Genomic DNA, 14,546 nt, shown 5'->3' with positions numbered 1-14,546 from the left:
ACCCACACCCGAGCCCCGCCCCATTGCGCGCCCCACGCCAAACCCGCTCATCGTCAAGCGCGTGCTCGACATCGGCCCGATCAAGTTCGGCGATTATACCTGGGACGATGCGGGCGTGCCCGCCGGCCCGCTGATCGTCACCGTCGATCTCGCCGCGCAGACGCTGTCGGTCTTCCGCGACGGCTATGAGATCGGCACCACCGCAATCCTCTATGGCGCCGACGACAAGCCCACCCCGCTCGGCAGCTTCCCGATCCTGATGAAGGACGCGCACCACGTCTCCAGCCTCTACGGCGCGCCGATGCCCTATACGATGCGACTGACCAACGACGGCGTCGCCGTCCACGGCACCGAAGTCGCCTGGGGCTATGCCACGCACGGCTGTATCGGCGTGCCGACCGCCTTCGCCAAATTGCTGTTCCGCGAGGCGAAGGTCGGCGACCGCGTCATCATCACCCGCGGCAAGACGCTGGCGACCGGTGAAACGCTCGTGTCTTGAGAGTCATCCGCAGGTGGGCATAGGCGCTTCCCCCGCCGGACAGCCCTTGCTAAGGCCGCCGCGACATACGCTTTCGCTGAAGCGCTCTCGCGCGCCCGCGCGGCCCCATGGCCGCCTCCCCGAGCGCCCTGGGCCAAATTGAAGGGATCATAATGACCGCCATCGGCCAGGACAGCCTGAACACCCGCACGACCCTGACGGTCGGCGACAAGAGCTACGCTTATTACAGCCTCGAAAAGGCCGCCGCCAAGTTCGGCGACATCAGCCGCCTGCCCTTCTCGATGAAGGTGCTGCTCGAGAACATGCTGCGCTTCGAGGACGGCAAGACCGTCACCGAGGCCGACGTGCAGGCGATCGTCGACTGGCAGAAGGAGCGCCGCTCCGACCGCGAGATCCAGTATCGCCCGGCGCGCGTGCTGATGCAGGATTTCACCGGCGTGCCCTGCGTCGTCGATCTCGCCGCGATGCGCGATGCGATCACCAAGCTCGGCGGCGACGCCGCCAAGATCAATCCGCAGGTTCCCGTCCATCTCGTCATCGATCACTCGGTGATGGTCGACGAATTCGGCACGCCGCAGGCGTTCGAGGACAACGTCGATCTCGAATATCAGCGCAACGGCGAGCGCTACGAGTTCCTCAAGTGGGGCTCGGCCGCGCTCGACAATTTCAAGGTCGTGCCGCCGGGCACCGGCATCTGCCATCAGGTGAACCTCGAATATATCGGTCAGGCGGTCTGGTCGTCGGACAGCGTCGGCGACCATGGCGACGGCACGGCGATCGCCTATCCCGACACGCTCGTCGGCACCGACAGCCACACGACGATGATCAACGGCCTCGGCGTGCTCGGCTGGGGCGTCGGCGGCATCGAGGCGGAAGCGGCGATGCTCGGCCAGCCGGTGTCGATGCTGATCCCCGAGGTCGTCGGCTTCAAGCTGACCGGCGCGCTGCGCGAGGGCATCACCGCCACCGATCTGGTGCTCACCGTCACGCAGATGCTGCGCGCCAAGGGCGTGGTCGGCCGCTTCGTCGAATTCTTCGGCCCCGGCCTGTCGTCGATGACGCTCGCCGACCGTGCGACGATCGCCAACATGGCGCCGGAATATGGCGCGACCTGCGGCTTCTTCCCGATCGACGAGAAGACGATGGACTATATGCGCCTCACCGCGCGGTCCGACGAGAATGTCGCGCTGGTCGAGGCCTATGCCAAGGCGAACGGCTTCTGGCGCTTCGACGACGCGCCCGAGCCTGTGTTCACCGACACGCTCGAACTCGACATGGGCACCGTCACCGCGTCGCTCGCCGGCCCGAAGCGTCCGCAGGACCGCGTCAGCCTCGGCAAGGTCGACGAGGTGTTCAACGGCGATCTGTTCAAGATCTACCACAAGGAGCGCCCCCAGCGCGTCGACGTGCCCGAGCGCAGCCATGACATCGGCGACGGCGACGTGGTGATCGCGGCGATCACCAGCTGCACCAACACCTCGAACCCGTCGGTGCTGGTCGCCGCCGGCCTCGTCGCGCGCAAGGCGAACGCGCTCGGCCTCAAGCCCAAGCCCTGGGTCAAGACGAGCCTCGCCCCCGGTTCGCAGGTCGTCACCGACTATCTCAACAAGGCGGGCCTGACCGCCGATCTCGACGCGATCGGCTTCAACCTCGTCGGTTACGGCTGCACCACCTGCATCGGCAATTCGGGTCCGCTCGCCGAGCCGATCTCGAAGGCGATCAACGGCAACGACATCGTCGCCGCCTCGGTGCTGTCGGGCAACCGCAACTTCGAGGGCCGCGTCTCGCCCGACGTGCGCGCCAACTTCCTCGCCTCGCCGCCGCTCGTCGTCGCCTATGCGCTCAAGGGCACGGTGACGCTCGACATGACCGAGACGCCGCTCGGCCAGGGCACCGACGGACAGGACGTGTTCCTCAAGGACGTGTGGCCGACCAACCAGGAAATCGCCGACGTGATGGCGGCGAACATCGACGATACGATGTTCCGCTCGCGCTACGGCAACGTCTATGCCGGCGACGCCAAGTGGCAGTCGATCCAGATCACAGAATCGGACACCTATGCCTGGCCGTCGGGCTCGACCTATGTCGCCAACCCGCCCTATTTCGACGGTCTCGAAATGACCCCGAAGCCGGTCACCGACATCATCGACGCCAAGCCGCTGGCGATCCTCGGCGATTCGATCACCACCGACCACATCTCGCCGGCCGGTTCGATCAAGGCCGACAGCCCGGCGGGCAAGTGGCTGATGGAGCGGCAGGTCAGCCGCGCCGACTTCAACAGCTATGGCGCGCGTCGCGGCAACGACAACGTCATGGTCCGCGGCACCTTCGCCAACATCCGCATCAAGAACGAGATGGTGCCGGGGATCGAGGGCGGCATGACCAAGTTCGACGGCGAGGTGATGCCGATCTTCGACGCGGCGATGCGCCACAAGGAGAATGGCACGCCGCTCGTCATCGTCGCGGGCAAGGAATATGGCACCGGCTCCAGCCGTGACTGGGCGGCGAAGGGCACCAATCTGCTCGGCGTGCGTGCGGTCATCACCGAGAGCTTCGAGCGAATCCACCGGTCGAACCTCGTCGGCATGGGCGTGCTGCCGCTGCAATTCGCCGAGGGCGTCACGCGCCAGACGCTCGGCCTCGACGGGTCGGAGACGTTCACGATCACCGGCGTCGCCAACCTGCGCCCGCGCCAGACCGTCGAGGTCCAGCTCACCCGCGCCGACGGCAGCACCGAGACGTTCGAGACGCGCTGCCGCATCGATACCGTCAACGAACTGGAATATTTCCTCAACGGCGGCATCCTCCAATACGTGCTGCGCAACCTCGCCGCATAAGCCGGGGCGCAAGCCCGGCGATCAAAAGGGGAGGCACCGAAAGGCGCCTCCCCTTTTTCGTGCACGAGACCGAGCCAGTGCTCCTGCGAACGCAGGAGCCTAGGGTCCCGAACGCCGCGAGCCGTTGCTCTGCTCGACCCTGGATTCCCGCTTTCGCGGGAACACTGAAGGTCGCATCACCAGCTTACGCTACGACGTCGCGCAGCCACGATCCGCCAAGCGTCGGCCACACGCTCGCCACATCCAACGGTATAATCACGCTTTTCCGGAGCGTTACCGCCGCATGGCCCGCCTCATCCTGTCACTCGCGCTGCTCGCGCTCGCCACGCCGGCGACCGCGCAGCGCAACACCACCGGCTGCACCGCCGCGACCCCGCACCGGCTGATCGTCACGATACGCGGCGTGCGCGCCGGCACCGGCGACGTCCGCGTCCAGCTCTACGACGAACCCGGCTTTCTCGAAAAAGGCCGCTGGCTCGGCCGCGTCGAGGCACCGACCAACGGCCGCCGCACGCTTGAGGTCTGCATCCCCGTCCCCCGCCCCGGCACCTATGGCGTCGCCGTCCGTCACGACGCCAATGCCAACGGCAAGTCCGACGGCGGCGACGGCGGCGCCTTCTCGCGCGATCCCGGCCTCTCGCTGCTCAGGCTCAAGCCCGCCTTCGCGCAGGTGGCGGTGCCGCTTGCCGCCGGGACGAGCCGGATCGCGGTGACGATGAACTACCGCCACGGCTTCTCGGTCGGCCCGGATCGCTGACCGGACCGGCGGCTCAGCGCAGTCCCAACGCCCGCCACGCCACCGCGTCGAGCTTCGCCACCAGCGCCGGATCGCGCGCGCCCTTGGCGGTGATGATCGCGCTGTCGAGGCACGTGTCGATCGGCGACGCCGGCCGCTCCTCGGGCAGCGCGCGCAGCAGCCGCACCACCATCGCCCGTGCCTTGGCCGCGTTCGCCGCCAGTTGCGCGACGACCTGCGCGACGTCGACCGCCGCCTCGCCCTCGCGCCAGCAATCGTAATCGGTCACCATCCCGACCAGGGCGTAAGGCAGCTCCGCCTCGCGCGCGAGCTTCGCCTCGGGCAGCGCGGTCATGCCGATCACGTCGCACCCCCATTGCCGGTAGAGGCGGCTCTCCGCGCGCGTCGAGAATTGCGGCCCCTCCATCGCCAGATAGGTGCCGCCGCGATCCACCGCCGCGCCGACCGCATCGGCGGCATAGACGCTCAGCCGCGGGCAGACCGGATCGGCCATCGAGACATGCGCGACGCAGCCGGTGCCGAAGAAGCTCGATGCCCGCCCCTTCGTCCGGTCGATGAACTGGTCGACGATCGTGAAGCTGCCCGGCGGCCGCGCCTCGACCAGCGAGCCGACCGACGATACCGCCAGCACGTCGGTCACGCCGAGCCGCTTCAGCGCGTCGATATTGGCGCGCGCGTTGATCGCTTCCGGGCTGATCCGGTGACCCCGACCGTGCCGCGGCAGGAACGACACCGCGACCGCGCCGATCCGCCCGCTGAAGATCGCATCCGACGGCGCCCCCCACGGCGTCGTCACCTCGACCCAATGGCCGTCCTCGACGCCCTCGACGTCGTAGAGGCCCGAACCGCCGATGATGCCGATATGCCAGCCGCTCATGCCCGCGCGATCTCCGCCCGGCTCCGCGCGTAGAGGAAATAGACCAGCAATCCTAAGGCGTTCCAGCCCAGGAAGGCGACCTGCGTGCGCACCTGCAGGCTGGTGAACAGATACAGGCAGCCGAGGATGGCGAGCGGTGCGACGACGAAGGCGAACGGCGTGCGGAATGGCCGCCGCGCGTCGGGATCGCGCCGCCGCGACACCAGGACGCACGCCGCCACCGCGACGAAGGCGCACAGCGTCCCCGCATTGGCGAGGCTGGCGATCACGTCGAGCGGCGCCAGCCCGGCGATCACCGCGACGAACACCGCGGTCATCGCGGTGATCCGCGCCGGCACGCCGCGCTTGCTGACCTTGGCGAGCGCCTGCGGCAGGAAGCCGTCGCGCGCCATGACGAGGAAGATGCGGCTCTGCCCGTAGAGAAAGGCGAGCAGCACCGTCGGCAGCGCGACCGCCGCGGCGGCGGCGATCACCGTCGCCACCTTGGGCTGGCCGAGTTCGCGCAGGATCAGCGCCAGCGGCTCGGGGCTGCTGCCGAAGCGCATATAGCTCAGCGCCCCCACCGCCGCGGTCGCGACGATCATATAGATTGCGGTGCAGGCCAGCATCGATCCGACGATCCCGATCGCCAGATCGCGCTCCGGGTTCTTCGCCTCTTCCGCCGCAGTCGAGATCGCGTCGAAGCCGTAGAAGGCGAAGAAGATGATCGCCGCCGCGCCCATCACGCCATATTTGACGCCGCCCGCGCCGGTCGGGCTGCCGAAGCCGTAGGGCGTGAACGGGTGCAGATTGGCGGCATCGAAATGCGGCAGCGCGACGCCGACGAACAGCGCCAGCGTGACGATCTTGATGAGCACCAGCACGGTATTGACCCGCGCGCTCTCGCGCGTCCCCAGCATCAGCAGCCCGGCGACCAGCGCGATGATCGCCACCGCGGGCAGATTGACGACGCCGCCCAGCCCCGGCCCGTTGGCGAGCGCCGCGGGCACGGTCACGCCCAGCCCCTTGAGAAACCCCACCGCATAGCCCGACCAGCCGACCGCGACGGTCGACACGACCAGCGAATATTCGAGGATCAGGCTCCACCCGACCACCCAGGCGATCACCTCGCCCAGCGTCGCATAGCTATAGGTATAGGCCGATCCCGACGCGGGGATCATCGTCGCCATCTCCGCATAGCAGAGCGCCGCGCAGGCGCAGATCGCGCCGGCGACGACGAAGGCGAGGATCACCGCCGGCCCGGCCCGATCGGCGCCGACGCCGATCAGCGTCAGGATACCGGTACCGACGATCGCGCCCACCCCCAGCGCGACCAGATGCGGCCAGCTCAGCGTCCGCGCGAGCTGCTGCTCGGGCGGCTGGGCGTGGATCGTCTTGCGACGCAATAAGCTCATGTGGGTCCCTCCCTCGATGGCGGAGGTATAAGCGGTCGCTGCCGTGGTGGGTAGAGCAGCGAGAACGGCTGGGAGCCGTAAAGCTGGCGATACCACCGCCCCACATACCCCGTCACCCCGGACTGGTTCCGGGGTCCACCGCGCCGCGAGGGAACGGCAAGAGGCTCCAGCCTTTCTCCTCGCCGCGGAGTGGACCCCGGAACGAGTCCGGGGTGACGGTGAGAATGAAAGCGCGGCGACCTACCTCCGCCGCCTCAGAACCGTCGCGAAACACCCCCGGCCAGTTCCACGTCCGGCGCCGCATGGTTTAGCCCCAGCGTCGTCTGCATGTCGAACTGCCAGTCCTTCTTCGGCTTCCACGTCACCGACGCCGCGCTCAGCCATTGCGTGCTGTGCGCGTCCGGATCGTCGTCGCGAATCACCTGGGCCTCGAGCGCCGCCGACACCGTCTTGTTCAGCTTCACCGTCGCCCCGCCCGCGCTGCTGTAGCGCGGGTGCCGCCCGGCGCGTTCCTCGTCGGGCTGCGCGTCGATCTCGGGCGTCGCATCGAGATGCACCGTGTCGTTCAACCGGAAGGTCACCGGCACCAGCAACCCGCCCCCGGCGACGCGCGACCCGATCGTGCTGCCGCCGACCGGCAGCGTCACATAGGGCAGCAGCGACAGCGACAGGCCATTGCCGTCGGGATGCAGCAGCCCCGCCTTCATCCCCAGCGACACGTCACCGCTCTGCCCGACGCGATCGATCGCGCCCGTCTGCCGATCGCGCACCCGCTCGTGGCCGTAAGGCGTCCAGCCGATCCGCGCCTCGATCTGGTCGGCGACGCCGACGCGCACCAGCGTGTCCGCGATCAGCACGGTATCGGTGCGGCTGTCCGGCTGGCGGTCGAGCGTCCAGTCGACCACGCCCGTCTCCACCGAGACGCGGCCGGGCGCGGTGATGCACGCCGGCGTGTCGAGCCCCGGCCGTTCGGGGCAATAGCTCTTCTGGGCCAGCGCCGGCGCGGCGGCGAGCGTCATCGCGAGCCCGCCCGCCGCGATGAGGCGCCTCACGTCAGCCGCACCCAGGTCGGCGCATGATCGCTTGCTTTCTCGCGGCCGCGATAGTCCTTGTCGACGCCGGCATCGACCAGGCGGTCGGCGGCCTGCGGGCTGAGCAGCAGATGGTCGATGCGGAACCCCGCATCGCGCTGCCACGCCCCCGCCTGATAATCCCAGAAGGTCCACACCTTGCCGGTCGGATGGCGCGTGCGCAGCGCATCGGTCCAGCCCTGCGCGAGCAACCGGCGATAGGCGGCACGGCTTTCCGGCTGCATCAGCGCATCGGTCGCCATCGCCCGCACCGAAAAGGTATCGTCGTCATTGGGGATCACGTTGTAATCGCCCATCAGGACGGTCGGCACTTCCTCGTCGAGCAGCACCTGCGCGCGCGCCGCCAGCCGCTCCATCCAGCGCAATTTATAGTCGAACTTCGGCCCCGGCTGCGGATTGCCGTTGGGCAGATAGATCGATGCGACCACCAGTCCGTCGACCGCGCATTCCAGATAGCGGCTGTGATCGTCCTCATCCTCGCCGGCGAGACCGCGCTGGCGTTCCACCGGGACCTGCCCACGCGCGAGTACCGCGACGCCGTTGAAACCCTTCTGGCCGTGCCACACCGCGCCATAGCCCAACGCCTCGATATCGGCGTGCGGGAAGGTGTCGTCGCTCGACTTGATCTCCTGCAGGCAGACCACGTCGGGCTGCTGCTCGGTGAGATATTCCAGCAACCGGGGCAGGCGCGCCTTGATCCCGTTGACGTTATAGGTGACGAGCTTCAACCGTCAGATCGCGAAGCTGGAGCCGCAGCCGCAACCCGATGCCGCATTGGGGTTTTCGACCCGGAACGCGGCACCGCCGAGCGACTCGACATAATCGACCTGGCAGCCGCGGACGAGATCGAGGCTGACGCTGTCGACCACCAGCCGCACGCCGTCGGTCTCGGCGACGGTGTCGTCGCCCTCGGGCGCCTCGGCGAAGCCGAACTTGTACTGGAACCCCGAACAGCCGCCGCCATCCACCGACAGGCGGAGGATCGCGGGCTTGTTCTGCTTGCCGGCGATCGCCGCGACACGCTTCGCCGCGGCAGGGGTGAGCAGGATCTCGGGAGACGTGGCCATGCCTGCGAGATAGGCGCGGCAAGGGCGCGGGGCAACAGGGGATGGCGGTGGTCGGCCGCGGCGTGCGCCTTATCCTCCCTGCGGCTTGCCGCTCGTCTGTCGCAGGCAGGGCTATTGCATAAGGCTGTGGTGATGAGGTTCGATCGGCTTCCTCTCGAGATACGTCACCCCGGACTCGTTCCGGGGTCCACCGGGCCGCAAGAGAATGGTGCCATCTCAAGCCGTTCTCCTAGCCGCGGGGTGGACCCCGGAACGAGTCCGGGGTGACGGGGTGGGCTTGGACTACGACGGCTCACACCAATCGTCATAGGCGGAAGCCCTGCCCCAAGCCGGGTGAGATATACCCCCCTACCCCATCAAAACCCGCACCCCGATCGCCAGCACCAGCGCGGGCACCGTCGTCACCACCCCGACACGCAGGAACTGCCCGAAGGTGACATCCTCGCCCTCACGCCGGATCGCGATCAGCCACAGGATCGTCGCCAGCGACCCGGTGATCGACAGGTTCGGCCCCAGATCCACCCCGATCAGCAACGCATCGACCACCAGCGCCGGCGGATGCGCCGCGGCGATCGTCTGCGCCGCGATCAGCCCGGCGGGCAGGTTGTTGACCAGATTGCTGCCGACCGCGAGCAACCCGCCGGCCGCCGCCGCGGCCGCCCGCGGATCGGTCGCCGCCGCCGCGGAGAGCTGCGCCGCCAGCCACCCGATCAGCCCGGTCTCGGCCAGCGCCTGCACCATCACGAACAATCCGGCGACGAGCAGCAGCACCAGCCACGACACGCCCTTGACCAGCGGCACCAGCGACTCGCGCGCCCTCAACTGCACCGCCAGCGCGGTGACGACGCCCGCGCCGAACGTCGGCCAGCCGAGGTCCCAGCCCGAGGCCGACGCCACCGTCAGCAGCACCGCGGTCGCGCCGATCCCGGCGAGCGCCATCCGCCCGTTGCCCGACAGCGCGACGCTCTCGCCCTGCTCGGCCGCGCCGGAAAGCTCGCTGCGGAACAGCCAGCGCAGCCCCAGATAGGTCGTGGCGATCGCCAGCACCGACGGCAGCGCGAACGCCGCCAGCCATGCGCCGAGCCGCGGCAGGTCGCTGGCATAGAGCACCAGATTGGCCGGATTGGAGATCGGCAGGATGAAGCTCGCCGCATTGGCGACCAGCGCGCAGGCGAACAGCATCGGCAGCGGCTTGACCTTGGCGCGCTGCGCGACCGCATAGACCGCCGGGGTCAGCACCACCGCGGTCGCGTCGTTCGACAGGAAGGCGGTCACCACCACGCCGACGAGGAAGACGAGCGTGAACAGCCGCGCCGCCGACCCGTTCGCGCCCGCCGCCGCCAGATGCGCCACCCAGTCGAACACGCCATGCGCCCGCGCCGCCTCCGACAGCAGCATCATGCCGATCAGGAACAGATAGACGTCGGTCCCCTTGAGCACCGCCGCCCACGCGCTCGCTGGCGCAATCAGCCCGAACAGCAGCAGCAGCAGCGCGCCACCGACCGCCCATATCGCCTCCGGCCAGCGGAACGGCCGGATGATCACCCCCGCGGTCGCGGCGGCGCATATCCCAACGGTGGCGATCATCGGCCCCTACCCCTTTGCACACACGCCCCGATCGAAGGCACGATCCCACCCAAGTGACCCATAATATCCTCGCGAAGGCGAGCTATCGGCGAAGATCGGTTCGTCACACCCTTATATCGTACCCCGGCGGAGGCCGGGGCCCAGTTGGGTGAAGGTTGAGAATAATCCACAGCGGTCTTCTCAACTGGACCCCGGCCTCCGCCGGGGTACGTCGGGTGTCTTGCAGAGGCTTCGCGTCGGCGATGATCCTTGCCTACGGATTGGTCCATGAGGCCAACAACCCGCACCACCAGTGCTCCCGCGAAAGCGGGAGCCCAGGAGTCCCGAGAACCGACCTGCGTTACTCTGCCCAAGCTCGTATCCCCGCCCCTGCGGACATACGGCAACGGCATCGTCGCGAGACATACGCACCTCACGCCGGCTTCGTCTCCGGCATCGCCAGCGCGTACAGCGCCAGCCCCGCCGCCGCGATGCCCGCCAGCGTCAGGAAGCTCGCGCCATAGCCGACGCCGACGATGATCGCCCCCGCCAGCGACGCGCTCAGCGCCGCGCCCAGCCCCTGTGCGGTCGCCACCGCGCCCTGCGACACGTTGAACCGCCCGGTGCCCTTGGTCAGGTCGGCGATCACCACCGGGAACAGCGCCCCGAAGATCCCCGCACCGACGCCGTCGAGCGCCTGCACGCCGACCAGCCACCACGGATCGTTCGACATCGTGTACAGCGCGCCGCGCGCCGCCAGCACGCCGAACGCGATCAGGAACAGCGGCTTGCGCCCCCAGCGATCGACGTTGCGCCCGACCACGACCGCCACCGGCACCATCACCAATTGCGCCGCGACGATGCACGCCGCGGTCAGCGAGGTCGCCGAATCCTTGCCCACCGTCTTGGCGAGCAACTGGCTGACCGAGGTCAGCATCGCCGCATTGGCGAGGTGGAACAGGAAGGCGATCACCGCGAACAGCAGCAGCGGCTTGTTCTCGACCAGCACCTTCCACCCGCCCGGCTCCTCGCACCCCTCGTCGGGCTCGCAGTCGAGCCCGCGCGCCACGGCATTGTCGATGTCGCCGTTCCTGATGCGCAGCGCCGCGAACACGCTGGCGACGGTCAGCCCGCCCATCAGCCAGAAGACGACGACCGGCCCGAATTTCCACGCCAGCGCCCCCGCCAGCGCCGCCGAGACGGCATTGCCGGCATGGTTGAACGCCTCGTTGCGCCCGACCCGCTTGGAGAACAGCTTCGGCCCGAACAGGCCGAGCGTGATCGCGCTGATCGCCGGCGCGAACACCGCGCCCGCCACCGCCGCGATCGACTGCGTCGCCGCGACCATCGTGAAGCCGGTGACGAACGGCAGCGACACGCTGCTCAGCGTCACCAGCAGCGCGGCGATGATGACGATGCGCGGCTTGTTGCGGCTGCGGTCGATCAGCCCGCCCGCCGGCGTCTGCGACACCAGCCCGACGATCCCGGCGATCGTCAGCACCAGCCCGACGGTCGCCTCGTTCCAGCCGTGCGCCGGCCCGCGCACCGCGAGCAGATAGATCGCCAGATACGGCCCCAGTCCGTCGCGCACGTCGGCGAGGAAGAAGTTGAGCGCATCGAGTGTCCGCCCCGCGTCGGGGGCCGGTCCGGCTTCGGGTGCGCGGGGCAAAGCGGAGGGGGCAAGGCTGGCCATGAATGTGCTCCACCGCGTTCGGACCGTTCTGGTCCGTCTCTCCGCGTGGCCGCTTAACGTAGGTAAGTTGCGGATGATCCCGCTTCGGACTGATAAATGTTACGCAATGTTGCCGCGCGCGCCTCCCGTCGCGTCAGTTCCAGCGCATAAGCGGCGGCGAGTTGCGCGAAGCAACGTTTCAGCGTAGGGGATGCGGCGCGGCCTCGCTCGGCCTCGGCTTCGCGGATTAGGCGGTGCAGGGTCTCTGGGGTCACGGAAACGGCCATGATGCGCGCGATACAAGCGCCACGTTGCGTCCGTATTGCCGCCCGCGATTGGCCCGCGTTTCCAACGGACTCGCGACTGTACTGTCCTCTGCCGCGCCCCAGTCCTGGCCCCGAGCCATGCTGTCGGGGCGCCGCTTCCATTTAGGTTACCCGATGCCCTTTTCTTCGCTCCCCCCGCTTCTCGCCGAAGCGCTCGTTGCCCGTGGCTATGAAGCTCCCACCGCCGTCCAGGCGCAGGTGATCGAGCCCGAGGCCGCCGGCCGCGACCTCATCGTCTCCGCCCAGACCGGCTCGGGCAAGACCGTCGCCTTCGGCCTCGCCATGGCCGCCGAGCTGATGGCCGACGGCGCGCTGCCGCCGCCGGGCAAGCCGCTCGCGCTCATCATCGCGCCGACGCGCGAACTCGCGCTCCAGGTCAGCCGCGAGCTGATGTGGCTGTACAAGGAGGCGCATGCCCGCATCGCCACCTGCGTCGGCGGCATGGACGCCAGCAAGGAGCGCCGCTCGCTCAGCCACGGCGCGCATATCGTCGTCGGCACGCCGGGCCGTCTGCGCGACCATCTCGAGCGCGGCGCGCTCGACCTCGCCAGCCTGCGCGTCGCCGTGCTCGACGAGGCCGACGAGATGCTCGACATGGGCTTCCGCGAGGACCTCGAACAGATCCTCGACGCCTCGCCCACCGAGCGCCGCACGCTGATGTTCTCGGCGACGATGCCGCGGCCGATCGTCGCACTCGCCAAGCGCTACCAGCGCGACGCGCTGCGCATCTCGACCGTCGGTGAGGATCGCGGCCACGGCGACATCGCCTATCAGGCGGTCACCGTCGCGCCGGCCGATATCGAACATGCCGTCATCAACCTGCTCCGCTTCCACGAGGCGGAGACGGCGATGCTGTTCTGCGCCACCCGCGACAACGTCCGCCACCTCCACGCCAGCCTCGTCGAGCGCGGTTTCGCCGCGGTCGCGCTGTCGGGCGAGCACAGCCAGAGCGAGCGCAATTCGGCGCTCCAGGCGCTGCGCGACCGCCGCGCCCGCGTCTGCGTCGCCACCGACGTCGCCGCGCGCGGCATCGATCTGCCCAGCCTCAGCCTCGTCGTCCATGTCGAGATGCCGCGCGACGCCGAGACGCTGCAGCACCGTTCGGGCCGCACCGGTCGCGCCGGCAAGAAGGGCACCGCGGTGCTCATCGTCCCCTATCCGCGCCGCCGCCGCGTCGACATGATGCTCAAGCAGGCCAAGATCGCCTGCGAGTGGATCCCCGCCCCCAGCGCCGACGACATCCGCAAGCAGGATCGCGAGCGGCTGATCGCCACGCTGCTCGCCCCGATCGAGTTCGACGACGAGGATCGCGAGCTGGCGACGCGGCTGATCGCGGAAAAGAGCCCCGAGGATATCGCCGCCGCGCTCGTCCACGCGCACCGCGCCGCGATGCCGCAGGCCGAGGATCTGCTCGATTCCGCCGCCCCGCAGCAGTCGGATCGCACGCAGGGCCACCGCCCCGGCTTCGAGGACACGGTGTGGTTCCGCATGGACATCGGCCGCCGCCAGAACGCCGACCCGCGCTGGCTGCTGCCGCTGATCTGCCGCCGCGGCCACATCACCAAGGCGGAGATCGGCGCGATCCGCATCAACCCGAACGACACGATCTTCGAGGTGCCGCGCACCGTCGCCGACCGCGTCCTCGCCAGCGTTCAGCGCACCGCCAATCCGGAGAGCGACGAGGGCAGCCTGCAGATCGTCCCCTTCACCGGCAACCCGCGCGAGGCGGGCGGCAGCGACCGCACCGACCGCGCACCGCGGAGCGGCTCGGGCGCCCCGCGCACCCGCAACGCACCCGGCGGCGCTCCCGCGCGGCATCAGGCCAAGCCGTACCGCAAGGGCCCGCGGGGCTAAGGCGCGGCCGATGACGGAGGGCGTCCGCATTCTGGTCGATGCGGACGCCTGTCCGGTCAAGGACGAGATCTACAAGGTCGCCTGGCGCCGCGCGGTGCCGGTGACGATCGTCAGCAACAGCCATTTCCGCATCCCCCAGCATCCGCTGGTCAGCCGCGTCGTGGTCAGCGACGGCTTCGACGCCGCCGACGACTGGATCGCAGAGGCGGCGGACGCGCAGGCGGTGGTGGTCACCGCCGACATCCTGCTCGCCGACCGCTGCCTGAAAGCGGGCGCGAGCGTACTGAGCCCGACCGGCAAGCCCTTCACCACCGCCTCGATCGGCGGCGCGATCGCCACGCGCGCGATCATGGCCGACCTGCGCGCCGGCGGCGACCAATTGGGCGGCCCCAAACCCTTCGCTGCGCAGGACCGCAGCCGCTTCTTGCAGGCGCTCGATACCGTGTTGGCCAAGCTGCAACGCGGCTGACCCGGCGTCGTCGCGGATCGGGCAAGCCGGGCCCGCTACATCCCGAGACTTACCCCAGCCGCCCAACAGCTTCCCCGTCCGCTCTGTCCTATTTGGAACCGATATGGTTCGTCCGCGACTCATGAGCGACCAAGCCC

Annotated in this window: 13 protein-coding genes; 5 read left to right on the top strand and 8 right to left on the bottom strand. The window is 69.1% G+C overall.

Annotated features, from left to right (window positions below; all coding sequences use genetic code 11):
• The 3 genes from FFS23_RS18505 to FFS23_RS18495 form a co-directional block, all read left to right on the top strand.
• Window positions 1-499: L,D-transpeptidase family protein (locus FFS23_RS18505; protein WP_249340756.1), on the top strand; the 499-nt coding region annotated here is incomplete at its 5' end.
• Between the two features lie 152 nt (window positions 500-651).
• Entirely contained in the window at window positions 652-3,336 is a 2,685-nt protein-coding gene (acnA, locus tag FFS23_RS18500; RefSeq protein WP_137899752.1) for an aconitate hydratase AcnA, read from the top strand.
• A gap of 283 nt (window positions 3,337-3,619) precedes the next feature.
• Window positions 3,620-4,093: a DUF2141 domain-containing protein gene (locus tag FFS23_RS18495; RefSeq protein ID WP_137899751.1), complete on the top strand. Its 474-nt coding sequence runs from the start codon at window positions 3,620-3,622 to the stop codon at window positions 4,091-4,093.
• 13 nt (window positions 4,094-4,106) lie between these two features.
• Here FFS23_RS18495 and mtnP read toward each other — a convergent pair whose 3' ends face one another.
• From mtnP to FFS23_RS18455, 8 genes are all read right to left on the bottom strand, one after another.
• Window positions 4,107-4,970, bottom strand: a complete 864-nt coding sequence (gene mtnP / locus FFS23_RS18490) for an S-methyl-5'-thioadenosine phosphorylase (protein ID WP_038660714.1) — start codon at window positions 4,968-4,970, stop codon at window positions 4,107-4,109.
• Entirely contained in the window at window positions 4,967-6,364 is a 1,398-nt protein-coding gene (locus FFS23_RS18485; protein ID WP_038660717.1) for an amino acid permease, read from the bottom strand. Before FFS23_RS18485 ends, mtnP begins: the two co-directional genes overlap by 4 nt.
• Before the next feature lie 254 nt (window positions 6,365-6,618).
• On the bottom strand, window positions 6,619-7,416 hold the full coding sequence (locus FFS23_RS18480) for a transporter (RefSeq protein WP_249340755.1): 798 nt from the start codon (window positions 7,414-7,416) through the stop codon (window positions 6,619-6,621).
• On the bottom strand, window positions 7,413-8,183 hold the full coding sequence (xth, locus tag FFS23_RS18475) for an exodeoxyribonuclease III (RefSeq protein ID WP_137899750.1): 771 nt from the start codon (window positions 8,181-8,183) through the stop codon (window positions 7,413-7,415). The genes FFS23_RS18480 and xth overlap by 4 nt, the downstream gene beginning before the upstream one ends.
• A gap of 3 nt (window positions 8,184-8,186) precedes the next feature.
• The gene (gene erpA / locus FFS23_RS18470) at window positions 8,187-8,522 is read right to left on the bottom strand and encodes an iron-sulfur cluster insertion protein ErpA (protein WP_038660722.1); all 336 of its coding nucleotides are present in this window, start codon (window positions 8,520-8,522) and stop codon (window positions 8,187-8,189) included.
• A gap of 348 nt (window positions 8,523-8,870) precedes the next feature.
• Window positions 8,871-10,109 carry an SLC13 family permease gene (locus FFS23_RS18465; RefSeq protein WP_038660724.1) on the bottom strand — a complete coding sequence of 413 codons (1,239 nt, stop codon included), beginning with the start codon at window positions 10,107-10,109 and terminating at the stop codon, window positions 8,871-8,873.
• 412 nt (window positions 10,110-10,521) lie between these two features.
• Window positions 10,522-11,781 carry an MFS transporter gene (locus FFS23_RS18460; protein WP_137899749.1) on the bottom strand — a complete coding sequence of 420 codons (1,260 nt, stop codon included), beginning with the start codon at window positions 11,779-11,781 and terminating at the stop codon, window positions 10,522-10,524.
• A 53-nt stretch (window positions 11,782-11,834) separates the two neighbouring features.
• Window positions 11,835-12,047, bottom strand: a complete 213-nt coding sequence (locus FFS23_RS18455; RefSeq protein ID WP_137899748.1) for a hypothetical protein — start codon at window positions 12,045-12,047, stop codon at window positions 11,835-11,837.
• Window positions 12,048-12,200: 153 nt separating this feature from the next.
• Here FFS23_RS18455 and FFS23_RS18450 point away from each other — a divergent pair, with 153 nt between their 5' ends.
• Both FFS23_RS18450 and FFS23_RS18445 read left to right on the top strand, forming a co-directional pair.
• Complete coding sequence (locus FFS23_RS18450) at window positions 12,201-13,940, top strand: DEAD/DEAH box helicase (RefSeq protein ID WP_137899747.1); 1,740 nt, start codon at window positions 12,201-12,203, stop codon at window positions 13,938-13,940.
• A gap of 10 nt (window positions 13,941-13,950) precedes the next feature.
• Complete coding sequence (locus tag FFS23_RS18445) at window positions 13,951-14,409, top strand: YaiI/YqxD family protein (protein WP_137899746.1); 459 nt, start codon at window positions 13,951-13,953, stop codon at window positions 14,407-14,409.
• The last annotated feature ends 137 nt before the right edge of the window (window positions 14,410-14,546 follow it).

Origin of the sequence: Sphingomonas sp. 2SG (assembly GCF_005503285.1) — a bacterium.
GTDB lineage: Bacteria > Pseudomonadota > Alphaproteobacteria > Sphingomonadales > Sphingomonadaceae > Sphingomonas > Sphingomonas taxi.
The sequence above is the reverse complement of the archived record's forward strand: the minus strand, read 5'-3'. Positions and strand labels throughout refer to the sequence as shown.

Excerpts from the sequence above, each read along its gene's own strand:
- mtnP (WP_038660714.1), bottom strand. The coding sequence starts at position 4,970 with ATGAGCGGCTGGCATATCGGCATCATCGGCGGTTCGGGCCTCTACGAC.
- erpA (WP_038660722.1), bottom strand. The coding sequence starts at position 8,522 with ATGGCCACGTCTCCCGAGATCCTGCTCACCCCTGCCGCGGCGAAGCGT.
- FFS23_RS18450 (WP_137899747.1), top strand. The coding sequence starts at position 12,201 with ATGCCCTTTTCTTCGCTCCCCCCGCTTCTCGCCGAAGCGCTCGTTGCC.
- FFS23_RS18455 (WP_137899748.1), bottom strand. The coding sequence starts at position 12,047 with ATGGCCGTTTCCGTGACCCCAGAGACCCTGCACCGCCTAATCCGCGAA.
- acnA (WP_137899752.1), top strand. The coding sequence starts at position 652 with ATGACCGCCATCGGCCAGGACAGCCTGAACACCCGCACGACCCTGACG.
- FFS23_RS18460 (WP_137899749.1), bottom strand. The coding sequence starts at position 11,781 with ATGGCCAGCCTTGCCCCCTCCGCTTTGCCCCGCGCACCCGAAGCCGGA.
- FFS23_RS18485 (WP_038660717.1), bottom strand. The coding sequence starts at position 6,364 with ATGAGCTTATTGCGTCGCAAGACGATCCACGCCCAGCCGCCCGAGCAG.
- FFS23_RS18465 (WP_038660724.1), bottom strand. The coding sequence starts at position 10,109 with ATGATCGCCACCGTTGGGATATGCGCCGCCGCGACCGCGGGGGTGATC.
- FFS23_RS18445 (WP_137899746.1), top strand. The coding sequence starts at position 13,951 with ATGACGGAGGGCGTCCGCATTCTGGTCGATGCGGACGCCTGTCCGGTC.
- FFS23_RS18495 (WP_137899751.1), top strand. The coding sequence starts at position 3,620 with ATGGCCCGCCTCATCCTGTCACTCGCGCTGCTCGCGCTCGCCACGCCG.